15 protein-coding genes are annotated in these 17,990 nt (G+C 40.2%); 1 reads left to right on the top strand and 14 read right to left on the bottom strand.

Annotated elements, in window-relative coordinates:
* Positions 1 to 66 precede the first annotated feature (66 nt).
* Positions 67 to 474 (bottom strand): large-conductance mechanosensitive channel protein MscL, encoded by a 408-nt coding sequence (gene mscL / locus AAH582_RS05045; protein ID WP_046673978.1) that lies wholly within the window; start codon positions 472 to 474, stop codon positions 67 to 69.
* Positions 475 to 751: 277 nt separating this feature from the next.
* On the opposite strand from mscL, the gene AAH582_RS05040 reads away from it, so the two are divergent.
* Entirely contained in the window at positions 752 to 1,393 is a 642-nt protein-coding gene (locus AAH582_RS05040; protein WP_343321363.1) for a response regulator transcription factor, read from the top strand.
* Between the two features lie 30 nt (positions 1,394 to 1,423).
* Here the strand turns inward: AAH582_RS05040 and AAH582_RS05035 are convergent, their stop codons facing one another.
* The 13 genes from AAH582_RS05035 to rsmH all read right to left on the bottom strand — a co-directional run bounded on the left by AAH582_RS05035 (position 1,424) and on the right by rsmH (position 17,989).
* Positions 1,424 to 2,566, bottom strand: a complete 1,143-nt coding sequence (locus tag AAH582_RS05035; RefSeq protein WP_343321362.1) for a sugar phosphate isomerase/epimerase family protein — start codon at positions 2,564 to 2,566, stop codon at positions 1,424 to 1,426.
* A gap of 88 nt (positions 2,567 to 2,654) precedes the next feature.
* A complete protein-coding gene (gene ftsZ / locus AAH582_RS05030; protein WP_046673976.1) occupies positions 2,655 to 4,352 on the bottom strand; it encodes a cell division protein FtsZ in 1,698 nt (565 codons plus the stop codon).
* A 140-nt stretch (positions 4,353 to 4,492) separates the two neighbouring features.
* The gene (gene ftsA, locus AAH582_RS05025; protein ID WP_046673975.1) at positions 4,493 to 5,869 is read right to left on the bottom strand and encodes a cell division protein FtsA; all 1,377 of its coding nucleotides are present in this window, start codon (positions 5,867 to 5,869) and stop codon (positions 4,493 to 4,495) included.
* 25 nt (positions 5,870 to 5,894) lie between these two features.
* On the bottom strand, positions 5,895 to 6,731 hold the full coding sequence (locus AAH582_RS05020) for a cell division protein FtsQ/DivIB (RefSeq protein ID WP_343321361.1): 837 nt from the start codon (positions 6,729 to 6,731) through the stop codon (positions 5,895 to 5,897).
* A complete protein-coding gene (gene murC / locus AAH582_RS05015) occupies positions 6,724 to 8,079 on the bottom strand; it encodes a UDP-N-acetylmuramate--L-alanine ligase (protein WP_343321360.1) in 1,356 nt (451 codons plus the stop codon). Before murC ends, AAH582_RS05020 begins: the two co-directional genes overlap by 8 nt.
* Before the next feature lie 7 nt (positions 8,080 to 8,086).
* Positions 8,087 to 9,190 carry an undecaprenyldiphospho-muramoylpentapeptide beta-N-acetylglucosaminyltransferase gene (gene murG, locus AAH582_RS05010; RefSeq protein ID WP_046673972.1) on the bottom strand — a complete coding sequence of 368 codons (1,104 nt, stop codon included), beginning with the start codon at positions 9,188 to 9,190 and terminating at the stop codon, positions 8,087 to 8,089.
* 13 nt (positions 9,191 to 9,203) lie between these two features.
* Positions 9,204 to 10,403, bottom strand: a complete 1,200-nt coding sequence (locus tag AAH582_RS05005; RefSeq protein ID WP_046673971.1) for an FtsW/RodA/SpoVE family cell cycle protein — start codon at positions 10,401 to 10,403, stop codon at positions 9,204 to 9,206.
* Between the two features lie 30 nt (positions 10,404 to 10,433).
* Positions 10,434 to 11,807 carry a UDP-N-acetylmuramoyl-L-alanine--D-glutamate ligase gene (gene murD / locus AAH582_RS05000; protein ID WP_046673970.1) on the bottom strand — a complete coding sequence of 458 codons (1,374 nt, stop codon included), beginning with the start codon at positions 11,805 to 11,807 and terminating at the stop codon, positions 10,434 to 10,436.
* Positions 11,808 to 11,809: 2 nt separating this feature from the next.
* Complete coding sequence (mraY, locus tag AAH582_RS04995) at positions 11,810 to 13,054, bottom strand: phospho-N-acetylmuramoyl-pentapeptide-transferase (protein WP_046673969.1); 1,245 nt, start codon at positions 13,052 to 13,054, stop codon at positions 11,810 to 11,812.
* 4 nt (positions 13,055 to 13,058) lie between these two features.
* Positions 13,059 to 14,519 (bottom strand): UDP-N-acetylmuramoyl-L-alanyl-D-glutamate--2,6-diaminopimelate ligase, encoded by a 1,461-nt coding sequence (locus AAH582_RS04990; RefSeq protein WP_343321359.1) that lies wholly within the window; start codon positions 14,517 to 14,519, stop codon positions 13,059 to 13,061.
* Positions 14,520 to 16,637, bottom strand: a complete 2,118-nt coding sequence (locus AAH582_RS04985) for a penicillin-binding protein (protein WP_046673967.1) — start codon at positions 16,635 to 16,637, stop codon at positions 14,520 to 14,522.
* 8 nt (positions 16,638 to 16,645) lie between these two features.
* Positions 16,646 to 17,059, bottom strand: a complete 414-nt coding sequence (locus AAH582_RS04980; RefSeq protein ID WP_046673966.1) for an FtsL-like putative cell division protein — start codon at positions 17,057 to 17,059, stop codon at positions 16,646 to 16,648.
* Between the two features lie 15 nt (positions 17,060 to 17,074).
* The gene (gene rsmH / locus AAH582_RS04975) at positions 17,075 to 17,989 is read right to left on the bottom strand and encodes a 16S rRNA (cytosine(1402)-N(4))-methyltransferase RsmH (protein ID WP_046673965.1); all 915 of its coding nucleotides are present in this window, start codon (positions 17,987 to 17,989) and stop codon (positions 17,075 to 17,077) included.
* Position 17,990: the final 1 nt, after the last annotated feature.

The following is a 17,990-nucleotide window of genomic DNA, read 5'->3' as shown; positions in this document are numbered from 1 at the left end:
CCATAAAATAAAAATCAGCACAGCTTGACTGTACTGATTTTTATAAAATGCAGTATCTATCCTACCCTATTTATTTTTCAGGATATCTCTGATCTCAGTCAAAAGTGTTTCCTCTTTCGTCGGTGCTGCCGGTGCCGCCGGAGCTGCTTCCTCTTTACGTTTCAATGAATTTAATGCCTTAATAACACAAAAAATACAGAATGCTACAATTAAAAATTGTATAACTACATTAATAAAGTTTCCATAATTAATAGATACTTCAGCTTGTTTAGTAGCTTCATCAGCAGCTTTCAAGATCAATTTCTTGGATGAAAAATCAACGCCACCTGTTAAATAACCAATGGGCGGCATGATAATATCATCAACCAATGAGGTAACAATTTTACCAAAAGCTCCACCGATGACAACACCGACAGCTAGATCAACCACGCTGCCGCGCATTGCAAACTCTTTAAACTCTTTTAAAAATCCCATATTTAAATTTTTTAGTCCATGAATTATGACAAAACTAATAATTGTCACATAAATCTAATTAAAATATGCTAATTTTTTATCGTTAAACTCATATTGTGCGCTATTTTCTAGCTTTTGCCCTATTTTATAAAAAAGACGTGTACCCCGTACTCCACTAATTTTTGTTAACTTAATTTCTTATATTTGGCCGTTAACTAGTAAAATATCAAGATATATTGTATATTGTTAGTACTTTATTTCATACAGTAATTAAAGCCAAGCATCAGATAGCGTATCTATGAAAAAGATTCTTATAGCAGACGACCACGGCATTGTACGATTAGGAGCCTCCGTTATTATTAAAGAAACTCTTCAAAAAGCAGAAATATTCCAAGCTGAAACCTTTGACGAGGTTCTTGAAAAAATAAAGGTAGAGGATTTCGACCTATTATTATTGGACATTAATATGCCGGGAGGAAATAATATACGTGTCGTGGAGGAAATCCTTCAAATTCGACCAAGCGTTAAAATTTTGATTTTCTCATCTTATGACGAATCACTTTACGCTTTACGTTATATCGAAGCCGGAGCAGTAGGGTATCTCAATAAAACAACAGCAATGGCTGAACTTTCCAATGCTATTTTGGCTATTCAGGATAGAGGGAAGTACATGTCGAGCAATGTACAGGACTTATACATTCAAAAATTGACGCAGAGCAAGTCTGAACTGACGAAACTAAATCCGTTGGCACGTTTGTCAAATAGAGAGGTGGACGTTGCCAAGCAATTGATAAAGGGACTGGGCATTATTGAAGTATCCAGCTTGTTGGAGTTAAGCCCTTCGACAGTGAGCACATATAAAAGCAGAATCTTTGAAAAGCTCAATGTTTCTAATATTCCAGAACTTATCGAACTTTTTAGAATACACTCCAACAACTAGTCATTTTTGTTGGAGTGTATTTTTATCATACTAAATTAACTCATCCATCGTAACAACAGGAACATCTTTTACGTTCAGGTCTTTTAAAGGTTGAGATTTCTTATAAGAATACCCCACCTCTGCTTCTAAATCCCATAACATCGGTGCCAAAAAGTTAAGACAGGTTGTAAAGCCTTGAACCGTTGCAGAAAAATCACCCGTGTCTTTCGAATTTTTAGCTTCATTTTCAATCTCAAAAGGTCCACTGAAACCACGTTCTTGCAATAAGTCAACAAACCCGCGCCAATCCATACTGTCAGATCCGCCAAAGCCTGGCAACATAGCTTCGTAATGATGTCTATCCCAGTCGTGGCCCGGTATACTTACATTCGCTTTTTTAGCCAATTCGGCGTCAACATGCTGCATGGGATACATACCACCCCAATCAATACGTGCAGCAGTCTGTAGATTACGCGTAGTCTTCACATGTATACGTTGTAAGCGCGTGATGTCCGTATTACGAATAACGTCTATGGGGTTTGTATTTTGCCAGACATCATGTGAAGGATCATAGATCTCACCATGAGCCTTACTTGGTATCATCGCATACATTAATTTACGAGCAGCAAGCACTGCTGGAAGATTGTTATAGGTAGAGCTATAACGTGATGAGCGCCATCCTTCCATTGGGCAGTTCTCATAAAGGATCGTTACACCTAAACTCTCTGCATAATTAACAATGGGCGCAAATACACGCTTGTATTCTTCAAGATTTTTCTGAAATCCATCAATTTGATTGCCCAATTCATGATTGTACCCCACAAATGTCCCTACCTTAACGTTATTTGTATCACCTCCCAGCAAATGTGCAATACGGATCAATTTCAATAAATGATTTTGATTCTTCACTCGTTGCTCAGGATCTCCGCCAATCATATTTTCAAAAGCACCAAGCGAAAGTTTTAAATCAGCCTGATTGAACAGCTCAATGATTTCCCTCGCTTTTGCAGGAGTAAAATCATCATAATCCAAATGCGTTGCGGTATGATCTTCACGGGTCCCATCTTTTCTAAACACACAAAGGTCTATCCCCCCTGCTCCGATTCTTTTGGTCGTCTGAATCAACTCTGGTAAGGATAATTTATCAAATGCAGAACTCATTACCCATACAGGGTTATTTAATTTTGTCGTCATAGCTTGTATAATTGTCTTATTTCGGTATTTAAAGATACTAAAAAAGCCATCCGATTGGATGGCTTTTTGTCATTTTATGGTGAATCAATTAGTCTACATTATCATGTAGAAAAGAATTGTTCGGTCTAATTTCAGTATTTCCGTCTTCAAAGGAAAGTGTAAAACGAGACACCTGAGATTGTGAAGAATGCGGTGTATCTTCCAATGACATTTGTTTCCGCTTATAAGCAGGCTCGTTTTCCAACTCATGTAGACCATTAGAAGATTTTAGTTTCATGCTCAATTCTTTAAGACGCAAGATGCGTTCTTTTGTACGAACCAGCTGATCTTCAAACGAAACTTGCTCTTCTTCTACCTGAGGGACTTCTACTTGCTCATTTGTTGTACTTGATGAAAATGTAGGTTTCTCCTCATATCCTGACGCAGAAGGAGCTGTGTAAGAATCAAACACTGTTGGCATCTGGAATTGAAACACTGACGGTGAGGTTTTCAATTGAAAATCACTATCTCCAAATGAAGTTTCCTCTTCATAACCACCATCAAAGCCCAAATCATGACGTATTACTTGTGGTTCCTCAACAGCTACCTGTTGTTGTACCGCATTTCTGGGAGAAGTGAACAAGTCAGATTGCAAATTATTTGGAGTAGAAGTATTTGTAGAAGGTGCTGGTGTATCCACACGTTGAACCGGAGTTACGAAACTATTCGTAGCAGGAACTTCTCTTGGCGCTACCTGAGAAACAGGTTTGATAAAAGAATTAGCCGGTTCAGCAGTTAAGGGCATAGACACCTTTGTATTTTCACGTTCTTTATCACGTTCTTCAGATGTTTGAAAACCAGTGGCAATAATTGTTACTGACAATTCGTCTTCAAAATTCTCATCAATACAGTTACCCCAGATTAAATCTGCTGACAAACCAGCTTTTTCCTGAATGTAATCCGTAATGATCGCAACTTCATCCATAGTTACTTCTTTCGTTCCAGAAGTAATATTCAATAAAATATAGCGAGCACCTTCAATCTCATTATCTTTCAACAATGGAGAAGCTAAGGCACCTTCCACTGCACGTAATGCACGATCTTCACCTTCGGCAACAGCATTCCCCATAATGGCAACACCACTATCGTTCATAACAGTGCGAACATCTTTAAAATCGACGTTTACATAACCAGGGATAGTTATAATTTCGGCGATACCTTTTGCCGCGGTAGTCAATATATCATCGGCTTTTGCAAAAGCCGCAGTCATCGTCAAATTACCAAAAATCTCACGAAGGCGGTCATTTGAAATCACAAGATAAGAATCTACATATTTACGTAACTCAGATAAACCTTCTTCCGCCTGTGAACGACGGCGTTTACCTTCAAACGTAAAGGGTGTAGTTACAATCGCAACAGTTAAAATACCCAATTCTTTGGCAGCTTTCGCCAATACTGGACTAGCACCAGTACCAGTTCCACCGCCCATACCAGCTGTAATAAACAACATCTTGGTATTGGTACCCAACATACGTTTGATATCTTCAATACTTTCGATCGCTGAATTTTCACCTACATCAGGATCTGCTCCTGCCCCCATTCCTTCGGTCAGACTTATCCCCAATTGAACTTTATTTGGGATCGGGCTCAATTCCAATGCTTGCGCATCAGTATTACACACGATAAAATCTACCCCACTAATTCCTTGTTTATACATGTGGTTTACGGCATTGCCGCCACCACCACCAACCCCAATAACTTTGATTATTGAAGATTGTTCTTTTAACATTTCAAACTGTATTGACATAACTTATCCCTATTTAACTTACAATGAAGATGATATCAAAACGAATCAAACCCACTATATGTAATGTAATAATAATATAATTTCAACAAAAGTTTTCCACATTTGTTAAATTGTGGAAAACTTCAACTATTGTGGAAAACTTACTTCTTATCTAAAAAACTTGCGTCATCGATTTCATTACCGTCTTTGATAAAACGTTTGAACCATGACAATAATCCTTGCTCCTTTTGTTGCTGTTCAGAAACCTCTTTTGTCGTCACTGTAGCGGCCTGCACTTTTTTAGATGGGGTGTGCATTTCTCTACGGCTATCTTCCTCTTCCTCGTGTGACTGGATTCCCTTGATCAACAAGCCGATACTCGTTGCGTACAACGGACTTTTCAATTCTTCAAACAACGGTTTTGGCAAAACCTCATTCTTAGAAAGATATTCATTCGGAAATCCGATACGACAATCTATTCCAGTAATATATTCAACAAGTTGTACCAGATGTTTTAATTGAGCACCACCACCGGTAATTACAATACCACCGATCAGTTTATTTTCATATCCAGAAGATTTGATTTCATAATATACATGCTCAATAATTTCCTCCATTCTAGCTTGGATGATATAAGCTAGGTTTTTAACAGAAATTTCTTTTGGTTCACGACCTTTTAATCCGGGCACGCAAATCACCTCATTTTCTTTGTTTTCATCGGCTAAAGCTGATCCAAAGCGAGTTTTCAACAATTCAGCTTGGGAACGCAAAACAGAACATCCCTGACGGATATCTTCTGTGACGATATTACCGCCTAAAGGAATCACGGCTGTGTGACGAATAATTCCTTCATGGAAGATGGCAACATCTGTGGTTCCACCACCGATATCTACTAATACAACACCAGCATTTTTTTCGTCTTCATCCAATACAGCTTCTGAAGACGCTAAAGGTTCGAGAATTAATTCAGCAACTTCCAGATTGGAATTATCAATACATTTTTTGATGTTTTTAATATCAGTTACACGTCCCGATATAATATGGAAATTTGCTTCAATACGACGCCCTGCCATACCGATTGGTTCGCGAATACCCGGCTCGTTATCTACCGTAAACTCCTGTGGTAAAACATGTATAATTTCTTCTCCTGGAGGCAGTACCAGTTTATACATATCCGAAATCAGTCGTTCGATATCGCGTCGAATAATTTCGTCGTCACCATCAGTTTTGGTAAATATTCCGCGGTGTTGAATACTTTTGATGTGTTGGCCAGCAATCCCCACGTTCACCACTTTAATATCCACATTGGACTGTGCTTCGGCTATCTCAACAGCCTCTAAAATACTCCCCACAGTTTTCTGGATATTAGCAACTACTCCGCGGCTTACACCGGCAGAGTCCGCTTTCCCCACACCTAATAATTCAATTTTGTTTCCTGAGCTACGTCTCCCAACCGTAACACAAATTTTGGTAGTACCAATATCGAGTCCCACGATAATTGGGTTTTCTCTTTCAATTTCTGCTGCCTTTGAGTTCATAATTTCCTGTATTGTTGCTGTATTACTATAATGTATTATTTGCTACTTTTTTTGTTTGATCATCTGAAAAACTCCAGTTTCCTCGCTTTTCACAGATGATCTGACCTCCATATTTCACGTTGACAACACCATAAGCATTTATACCTACCTTTGGCATGATCTGCGTATAAAAGGTGTTTAATAATTCAAATTTTTGTTCCAATGAATCTGCCGATCCAACAATCAATTGCTGTGTCCCTACACGAGGTACAAGTTCAATATCCTTATCCGGATTCACATATATCTGCACCACCTGGTTATTCCATAATTCGTCATTTTTGATAAATTCAACAACCTTGACCAAATCTTTAACCAATGGTGTTGCGATGGTATCCAATGCTTCATTATATCCTTCTGCGATATTACCTGTAGCAACCATGATGTGCGGTATATACTTCAACGTTGTCGGTATCTTCAATCCTTTGGGGTCTACATAAAATTCCTTGCCATTTTTGTTGATGACCCGCATGACAGCCTCGCGCTGATTAATGTTAATTCTGATCGTACCATCCATATCGGCATGTATACTGGCATCGGAAACATACGGTAATTTGCGCAAGGTTTTTTCAACCTTCTGAAAGGGGATTCCATTGACTTTCTTCCCCACGAAACTACCATAGTTCTGTTCGATCAATTTGGAGATATCAGCCTGATCAATAAAAGCTTCTGTGCCTTCAATGACAATCTTAATATCTTTACAAACCTGCTGCTCATCACGTTTCCCAACAATACTCATAATCACGACGACGACTATTACGCCGATAAAAAACAGCGTAAAGTAGAGGACACGATTCCATTGTATGTTACGTAATTTTTTAAGCATGCTCTAAAATGGCCTGTAACGGTTTAACCAATTTGTCAATATCACCTGCCCCAACTGTAACAATTAGTTCCGGCTTTTCATCGCGTGCGAATTCCAGGACTTCTTCTGCTGTTACAAGCTGTTTTTCCGTTGCCGTAATTTTATCCAATAACCAACTCGAATTGATCCCTTCAATGGGAAGCTCCCGTGCTGGATAAATTTCCATTAACAACAGATTGTCTGCCATGGACAATACCTCGGCAAAACCATCCACAAAATCCCGCGTACGCGTAAATAAATGCGGCTGAAACACCACATTTAGTTTTTTTGTGGGATACAATTTACGCATCGAAGTTAAAAATGCACGCAATTCCTCTGGATGGTGTGCATAGTCATCAATATACACCGCTCCAGGTTTACGGACAATATATTCAAACCTTCTTTTCACTCCTTTGAATGTCGTCAACGCTTTCTTGATCGCTTCGTTCTCAATCCCAAGTAAACGGGCCACTGCAATTGCAGCCACCGCATTTTCAACATTATGGATACCAGGAATACCCAAATGGATATCATCGATCTTTCCATTGGTATCTTGATAATCAAAAAAGAACTCTCCATCGCGTACATGCACATTGGAAGCATATGCATCAGCGATTTCATGGCCTGAATAACTGATTTGCCCCTTAAACTCAAGGCCCTTTTTTATAATACGTGTACCTCCTTCAACCACTTTATCCAAGAACATTTGAAACGATTCAAGCAAATGGCTACGGTCGCCATAAATGTCCAAATGATCCGCATCAGAAGAAGTTACTATTGCGATATTGGGGTGAAGCGTCAGAAATGAACGATCAAATTCATCAGCCTCAACCACAACTGTATTATTATTACCATAAAGCACATTGGTACCGTAGTTAGAACTAATTCCTCCCAAAAAGGCAGAGCAGTCGTAACCCGAATCCTTCAATACATGTGCCACCATAGTAGAAGTTGTTGTTTTACCATGTGTACCAGCAACAGCTACTGTAAATCTACTCTCGCTAATGATCCCCAAAACCTGAGACCGTTTATAAAGCGTATGTCCATGTGATTCGAAAAAGGCCTTAATCTTCGAATCTTTAGGAATAGCAGGTGTAAAAATGACTAGTGTCTCTGCTGTTGGGACATGAAAAATACCATCAATCGTATTGATATCATCCTGATAGGAGATCACAATTCCTTCCTCGACTAAGGTTTTAGTCAGCTCAGTTTCTGTACGGTCATATCCATTCACCTCACAGCCCAAATGCTTAAAATAGCGTGCAAGACCACTCATGCCTATACCACCTATTCCGATCAAGTAAACTTGTTTTATTGCATCTAGATTCATACTTCGTCTATTTTTTATTAACCAATTTATACACCTCCTCGGCAATCTGCACGTCAGCATCCAACCTACCGAGTTTTTTGATATTTTCACTTAATTGTGCGACCTGATCAACCTCTTTTAATAAATTTAAAGCAGCAGGTATTAAGTCTCTTTTTGCCTCACTATCCTTCACCAATAATGCAGCACCTTTATTGACCAACGCCATTGCATTTTTGGTCTGATGATCTTCAGCAACATTAGGTGAAGGTACAAGAACAACAGGTTTTCCAACCACACAGAGCTCAGAAATAGTACCAGCTCCGGCACGGCTAATAATTAAATCTGCCGCAGCATAAGCATAATCCATACGCTGAAGAAAGGCTAACATCTTAATATTACCTGGAAGCTTTCCTGCAAGCTCTTGCTGTAACTGTTCAACGTAGAAACTGCCGCATTGCCAAATCACCTGCACTTCTTCTGCTTTCAGCTCATTCAGATAGGCAACGACACTTTCGTTTAATGTTTTGGCCCCCAGACTACCTCCAAGTACCAAAATTGTTTTTTTGTGTGGATCTAACGCAAAGAACGTTAAGGCCTCTTCTCTTTTTCCTGCTATCGCAATAGACTCGCGTCTTATTGGATTGCCCGTAAGCAATATTTTCTCAGCAGGGAAAAATTGCTCCATCCCCTCATATGCCACACATATTTTTGCTGCCTTAGCGCCAACTTTTTTGTTGGTTACCCCCGCATAGGAATTTTGCTCCTGCACCACTGTTGGCACCCCCAGTTTATTAGCCATCATTAACAATGGACCAGAAGCAAAACCGCCTACACCTACAGCCACATCCGGTCTAAAATCCTTGATTATGCTTTTTGCTTTACTTAAACTTTTCATAAGCTTAAACGGCAAAAAGATATTTTTCCACAGCTGCTTTCTATTGATTCCCTGAATGTCGAGTCCAACAATCTTATATCCTGCAGCCGGCACCTTATCCATTTCCATCCGGCCATTGGCACCCACAAATAGAACTTCATTTGCAGGATCCATTGCCTTCAACGCATTTGCAATTGAAATCGCCGGAAAGATATGTCCTCCGGTCCCACCACCACTGATAATTACGCGAATTGCCATGCTTAATTTATTATTATGCAGGAATAGATCCTATAACCACTTTTTTCGGTTTAGGCTTTTCATCCAGCTCTTCTTTACCTTTTAATTCTTCAATATTTCTACTCACGCTCAGGATGATTCCCAAGGCGACACTCGTAAATAAAATCGACGTTCCCCCCATACTCACTAGTGGAAGCGGAACCCCCGTTACCGGTCCTAATCCTACTGCCACAGCCATATTAGCCAATGCCTGAATCGTCAAACTAAATCCCAAACCCGCAGCCAGAAAAGTACCAAAAGCTTTGGGACTCATCGTGACAATACGTATACATCGATACATAAATGCCAAATACAGAAATAGCAGAATCACCCCCCCGACTGTTCCATATTCTTCGATGATAATCGCGTAAATAAAATCGGAATAAGGGTGCGGCAACACATTACGTTGCACACTATTTCCCGGTCCTTTTCCAAAAAGCCCACCAGTTGCTATAGCAATTTTCGCATTGTTTGCCTGATAATTTTTATCATCCTGGAAGGATACCGTTTTATCCACTTTTTCAGTATGAAAAAAAGATTTTACCCGACTGATATAAGTCGTTCTACGGGGACCAAAGAAGATAACCATCATGAGAAGCACCCCTCCGCCACAACAAACAATGGCTATCTGCTTAAAACTAATCCGTCCGATCAAGAGCAATAAAACACTCACGCCAAACAGCATCAATGCGGTAGATAGATTGGCCAAGGCAATCAGAATAAACACACCACACACCGACCCCATAATGGGTAAGAACGATTTTTTCACATCTTTGATCTCTTCCTGCTTCCGGGATAACATCCTTGCAAGAAAGACGATAAGTGACAACTTTGCTAAATCCGATGTTTGAAAGGTCAAACCTATACCAGGGATAGTCAACCAACGACTAGCTTCATTAACTTTACTTCCGAACAACAGCGTAAACAACAATAAAGGGATTGTAATACCCATCATTATTTTGGATATACCCGCATAATACCGATAATCTAACTTGTGAGAAAGATACATCAGGACAAAGCCTATGGCAATAATAGAGAAATGCTTTAACAGATACATTTCAGTCCCTTTCCCTTCTTTATAAGCCAACGTACCCACCGAACTGTATACAGCCAAAAGTGACCATCCCGATAAGATAATCACAATGATCCATATCCATCGATCACCCTTCAATTTAGACATTATATTCTGTAGCATATCCTTCCTCCTCTTATTGGGTTACACCATTTATAATTCCATTACAGCAGCCTTAAATTTATCGCCACGATCTTCATAATTCTTAAACCAATCAAAACTAGCGCAAGCAGGAGACAATAAGACGGTGTCACCTTTTTGAGCCAAGTGAGACGACAATACCACGGCATCTTGCATGGAGGTACTGTTGACAATAATCTCTACATCTTGTTCAAATGCTTTATGAATTGCAGCCGTATCTTTTCCTAAACAAACGATAGCGCGCACCTTGTCTCTGACCAAATCAGCAAGCATACTGTAATCGTTTCCTTTATCCACGCCACCCAATAACAACACGATTGGTGTAGAGAAACTTTCCAAAGCATACCATACCGAATTTACATTCGTCGCCTTTGAATCATTAATGTAATTTACACCGCCGATACAGGCTACATGTTCAAGGCGATGCGGAATATTCACATACGACCCCATACTTTCTTTCATCACTTGATTTCTCAATTCCTGCACTTTCGCAATTAACCCAGAAGCCATGCTATTATAAATATTATGCTTCCCCTGCAATGACAATTCCTCAGCTCTCATAGTGAATGTATCGTTATTTGGTGTATTAATAATTATTGTTTTGTTGGCATTTAAATAAGCCCCCAATTCAACAAGTTGTTCTTGTGTAAAAGGCAAATAGGTCCCTTTACTATGATGTCTTTCCAATCCCTTAACTGTTTCCGGATCGTCCAGGCAGTATATAAAATAATCCTTCTCCGTTTGATTTTGAATCATTCTGAATTTTGAATCCACATAATTTTCCATTTTATGGTCATAGCGATCCAAATGATCAGGAGTAATATTCAGTATAACAGCAACATCTGCTCTAAAATGGTACATATCGTCCAGCATAAAGCTCGATATTTCCAATACATAGCAATCGAACTGTTCTTTAGCCACCTGCAATGCAAAGCTTTTCCCGATATTACCTGCCAATCCGACGTTTAAACCGCCATGCTTAAGCATTTCATAAGTCAACATCGTCGTGGTAGACTTTCCGTTTGACCCTGTAATACAGATTAACTTTGCATCCGTATATTGCGCCGCAAATTCAATTTCTGCAATCACAGGTATATTCTTTGCTCTCAATGCAACGACCAATGGTACGGTCGCTGGAATACCAGGGCTTTTTACAACCAGTGCAGCATTCAAGATACGGCCTTCGTCATGTTGACCTTCTTCGAAAGCTATTCCTTCCGCTTTTAGTTGTTCCTTATAGTGGTCTGCAATAAGCCCTTTATCTGACACAAATACATCAAATCCCTTTTCTTTTCCCAGAATTGCCGTTCCAACACCGCTTTCGCCAGCACCTAAAATGACCAAACTTCCAGATTGAGGATAATATGTTGTTGCAATATTTGACATCATTATCTAATTTTCAATGTTACAATAGTAAGAATGGCCAATATGATTCCTACGATAACAAAACGTGTTACAATTTTTGCCTCGTGATACCCCTTCTTCTGAAAGTGATGATGTAATGGCGACATCAAAAAAATCCGTCTACCCTCACCGTATTTCTTTTTAGTGTATTTGAAATACGACACTTGAAGAATTACCGAAAGGTTTTCCAACAGAAATACACCACATAGAATCGGTATCAATAATTCTTTCCGGATCAGGATCGCGAAAGCAGCAATAATACCACCGATCGCCAAACTTCCCGTATCCCCCATAAAAACTTGAGCAGGATACGTGTTATACCATAGGAAACCCACGCAGGCCCCCACAAATGCTCCAGCGAAAATCACGAGTTCTCCGGAATTAGGGATATACATAATATTGAGGTAATCTGAAAAGATCACGTTACCCGACACGTAAGCTAAAATGGCTAAAGTAACACCAATGATAGCGGATGTACTCGTAGCTAAACCATCGATACCGTCCGTAATATTTGCGCCGTTTGAAACTGCCGTAACGATAAAAATAACAACAACTAAAAAGACGATAAAAGTCAGATAATCACTTTGTAGTCCGAATATCTTAAACACCTTAGCATAATCAAACTCGTTATTTTTATAAAATGGAATATTTGTCTTCGATGATTTCACGTTTTCAGCGTAGGTTTTCTCACCTGTACCTTCATTGATAACCACTTCAACGGGTTTAGTGGAGGTTGGTTTATCCACCCCTTTTCGGACAACGATATCTGGATGAAAGTACATCGTACAAGCAATAATCGCTCCCAAGCCAACTTGCCCAACAACTTTAAACTTACCAGCTAAACCTTCTTTGTTATGTCTAAAGACCTTTATATAATCATCTAAAAATCCAATTGCGCCCATCCAAAGTGTTGTCACGATCATGATAATCACATAGATATTCGTCAATTTCGCAAATAACAAGGTCGGTATAAGGATACCTGCAATGATGATGATCCCACCCATTGTCGGCGTACCAGCTTTCTTTTTTTCTCCTTCAAGCCCCAAATCACGAATTGTCTCTCCAACTTGCTTATTATGCAAGAATTGAATCAATTTTCCCCCAAAAACCGTGGTAATAATCAATGAAGCGATTACAGCCATAGATGTCCGAAAGGAGATGTATTGAAACAAACCTCCTCCAGGTATATGAATATATTCGCTAAGCCACGTAAAAAGATGGTACAACATATTTCTATTGTTCGTTAAATGTATTCTCTAAAACTTCTTTATCATCAAAATGATGCTTTACACCGTGTATATCTTGATATTTCTCATGCCCTTTTCCTGCCACTAGGATAATATCTCCAGGACTAGCCAGCTGATAGGCTGTCCTTATTGCTTCCTTACGATCAGCTATAGAGAGCGTCTTCACCTTCTGGTCTGCCGCCACACCCGCCTCAATATCTCTAATAATCTGGTAAGGATCTTCTGTACGTGGATTATCGGACGTAATCAAAAAACGATCACTATAACGCAGCGCTGCCGCTGCCATTTCAGGTCTTTTGGTCTTATCCCGATCTCCTCCGCATCCCAACACAGTGATGATTTTTTGTTCTGGACGTCGCAATGAACTTATGGTCTTCAACACATTTTCAACCGCATCAGGTGTATGCGCGTAGTCTACGATTCCAAAAACACCCGAAGCTGATTTCATCGTTTCAAACCGTCCCTCTGCTCCCTTCAATGTACTGAGCGCGGTTAGCACTTTCACCGTTTCCTGCTCTAGCAAAATAGCGGCAGCATAAACCGCTAAAAGATTATAAGCATTGAAATCGCCGATCAATTTCACCCACACTTCCTGCCCGTCAACGCTCATCAACATACCATCGAAATGGCTTTCGATCACCTTTGCTTTAAAATCCGCTCCAGAACGTAAGCCATAGCTTTTCCGATGTGCCACTGTATTTTGAAGCATGACCTGACCATTTCTATCGTCAGCATTCGTCAAAGCAAAAGCATTCGCATCCAAATCATCAAAAAACTTTTTTTTCGCTTTAATATAGTTATCAAAAGTTTTATGAAAATCCAGGTGATCATGGGTAATATTCGTAAATATTGCGCCCGCAAACACCAAGCCTGCAATACGTTCCTGAACGACAGCATGTGAACTAACCTCCATAAACGCATAATCACAGCCATCATCAACCATATCCCGTAACAATTTATTCAATTGAATAGGGTCTGGCGTTGTGTGCGTTGCGGGTATAACCTTCGTTCCAATCTGGTTTTGTACCGTAGATAATAAGCCAACATGGTAGCCCAACTCAGTAAACAGCTGAAACAACAATGTTGCGACTGTCGTTTTACCATTTGTACCGGTTACACCGACAAGTTTCAACTGCTCAGCAGGATTGCCATAGAAATTAGCAGCAGCGACACCTAAAGCATAAGCAGAGTCCGCCACCAAGATATAGACGACAGAATCCAACGTTTCTTTTGGCAACTCTTCCACAATAACGGCTCTAGCTCCCGAGGTAATTGCCTTGTCCACAAACAAATGACCATCTGTCTGAACACCTCGCACTGCGATAAACAAACTTCCCAACTCCACTTTTCTGGAATCAAAGCACAAAGAGTGCACATCGACCTCTTCGAGGTTCCCTACAACCTGCTGTACAGGGATAGCATGCAATACTTTTTTTAAATCCATCATTTACTTAAGTTCTAAATTTATCGCCGTTCCAAAAGGCAGTTTCTGCCCCGCAGCTAACGACTGCATTCCAACTCTTCCTTTTCCCGTCACGTGCGCCTTAAATCCGGCATTCTCCACAACATATAAAGCATCCATCAACCCCATGCCAACCACATTCGGAACAATTCCTTCTTTATATTTTAAATCCATGAATGGTACGCCTCGTGTAGAGCTATCCACCTCTCCCCGCGCGATCGTATCCCAATTCACGGTATTAATCCCCAATCTATCGTACACTTTTTTACTAGCTTCCTTCGAACCCTGCAAAGTCAATGGCATTCTTCCGCCTACATTGACTGCTTTAAACGTCTTTTTCCCCTCCATTTCCATATCGTTTGCATATACCATGTCTGCAAGCTCTTTAAACACGGGTCCAGCAATCGATGCACCATAGTATCCATTTCTCGGGTTACGAATTACCACAATAATGGAATATTTTGGATCTTCAGCCGGAAAATATCCAGCGAATGAAGATTGATATCGTCTAGCACCGTATCCTCTCGAGCCGTCAGCCATCTGTGCTGTACCTGTTTTACCACCAGAGCTATACAACGGACTAGCAACACTTCTACCTGTCCCTTCAGTCATAACACCTTCCATCATTCCCCGCACCTCTGCTAAAGCATGATCCGAAGCGATCTTTTCGTTAATCACTTTCGCTTGAAACGTTTGAATTGTATTTCCTAAATGCCGAATTTCCTTAACAAATAGCGGCGCTATCAACTTCCCGTTATTTGCGACAGCATTATAAAATGTCAACGTTTGCAATGGCGTAATTTTCATTTCATAGCCGTAAGCCATCTGTACCAGCGACAACCCGCTCCAGCTTTTACTTTTCGACGTTTTCACCAAGGGTATACCTTCCCCCGGAATCTGTAGATCGAGCGTCTTACCAAAACCAAAAGAATGTAGCTTTGATGTAAACTGATCCGGGTTATCCTTATAGGCTTGATATACAAACTTCGTAACACCGACATTGGACGACTCCTCAAAAGCCCTTTTCGCTGAAATTATAGACTTCTTAGGCGCATGTGAATCACGAATCGTATGCTTATAAATTGGCCAATTACCATTACCAATATTCACTGTTGTACTCGAGTCTATTTTCTTATCATCAATCAAAGCCAAATAAGAAGCCAACTTAAACGTTGAACCTGGATCTGCACTTTGCGCAATCGCAAGATTGAACTTTTCACGATAGACTCCATCTTTATCGCGCATAAAATTGGCTACCGCACGCACCTCCCCTGTTTTCACTTCCATCATCACCACACAGCCCTCATCCGCATTACTCGTAATCATTTGCTTCTCCAGCGCCCTTTGAGCCATATCCTGCATATTTACATCAATGGTAGAAATAATATCAGACCCATCAACCGGAGCAACCTCAATATCTTTGTTAACAGGAATCCATACCCCACCAGCAATACGTTGCATCAACCTCTTCCCACTTTTTCCGTCGATATATTCTCCATATGCCCCTTCCAATCCAACATGAATATTTTCTTTCACATTTTTATAACCGATGGTTCTTGCAGCAAGATTGACAAAAGGTAAAATGCGCTTATTCTGCCTATCTGTAATCAAACAACTTGGAAACCGTTCCTTATTGACACGAGCAGATTTAAGTAAAGGAAATTGTTTTACCCGTTTTAAATCCTGATGTGACACATTGCGTTTGAGCAACAAGTAGCGCTGTTTTTTGTTCCGCGCCTGTTTTAATAATGTCAAATACTGTCGAGATGATTTATCTTTAAAAAAATCAGCAAGTTTAATAGCCAAGGAGTCAACTTTCAAATTGAAATACTCCTCATCCTCTTCGGAAATCGCCATTGCATCAAAACGAAGTTCATATTCAGGCACTGAAGTAGCCAATAAGCTTCCGTCGTTTGAATAAATATTACCACGAGCAGCTTCCACCTCTCGTTCCTGAATAGAAAGGCTATCCGCTAAAGCTTTCCAATGCTCTCCATCGACATACTGCAACTTGGTCATTTTTCCAAATACCAAAAACGCAAGTAGCACGATAAGCCCAAAAGCAAAGTAGACACGAACAAGAATCGTATTTCTGATACTCATAACTCTTCCTATTTATCTTCTTTATTCTCTATAACTTCAACCTTGATCGGTGGCTCCACACGCTCTTTCAACCCCAAAGAATCCACACGTTTGGCAATTTCTGTCTGTGTAGACATTTTCATCAGCTCAGCAGAGAGGGACTTATGATCCCAGCCCAATTCCTTTACCTCTTTACTCACTTTATCAATACTCCGGATAGTTCGCTCGGCAAAATGACGGTTGGAAATATATAACAACATCAGAAAAGCGATAAAGGCACCAAAAGGCAAGTACTGCAATATTTTATTTAACGAAAGGTCTCCAACGGTAAAAAGCGTTTTAATAAACGCTTCTGTTTCTTCCGCCTTTTCTTCGACAGTTTCTTGTAGTTCCTCCTGAACTTCTTCACTCAATTCTTTCTGTCTTATCGTATTTCTGCTCATCCTCTCGCTCCATTTTTAAGACAAATCCAACTTTTCAGCAATACGCAGTTTCGCACTGCGCGATCTATTATTTACCGCCAACTCTTGTGCAGATGCCGTAATTGCTTTACGGCTCAATACATGAAATGGCTTAATTTCATTTCCAAAAAAATCCTTTTCAACTTCCCCTTTAAACTTACCTTTGGCCATAAAATTCTTAACCAAACGGTCCTCCAAAGAGTGATAGGACATCACAGCCAATCGGCCCTCAACACGGAGTACATCAACGGTCTGCAACAAAAATTCCTGCAAGGCCTCCAACTCGCGATTCACTTCGATACGAAGCGCCTGAAATACCTGTGCATGATACTTATGTTCTTTACCCTTTGGAACCATACGTTGAATCACCTCTTTCAATTCGGCAACAGTCTGGATCGGCTGTGACAAACGCGCAGTAACAATTGTTTTCGCAAGCGACTTGGCGTTCATGATTTCACCATACATACCAAAAATACGATGCAGATCCTCCTCCGAATAGGTTGCCAACAGCGACTTTGCATCCAAATCGCCCACCTGATCCATACGCATATCCAAGTCTGCATCAAAGCGAATAGAAAAGCCACGATCTGCAGCATCGAATTGATGCGAAGAAACACCTAGATCTGCTAAAATACCATCTACAGAACGTACACCTTCCAAACGAAGGCTATTCTTTAGAAACCTAAAGTTTTGGTGTATCAACGTAAAACGAGGATCGTCAATTGCATTTTCTAATGCATCCGGATCCTGATCAAAAGCAAACAGCCTCCCTTTCGGCCCTAACCTCTTCAGAATCTCCCGAGAATGGCCACCACCACCAAAAGTCACATCTACATAAACACCATCTGGCTTAATAGCCAATGCATCCATGCATTCTTGCAACATTACCGGAACATGATATACATTCTCCATA

It is taken from the genome of Sphingobacterium multivorum (assembly GCF_039511225.1).
In the GTDB taxonomy this organism is placed as follows: Bacteria; Bacteroidota; Bacteroidia; order Sphingobacteriales; family Sphingobacteriaceae; genus Sphingobacterium.
The sequence above is the reverse complement of the archived record's forward strand: the minus strand, read 5'-3'. Positions and strand labels throughout refer to the sequence as shown.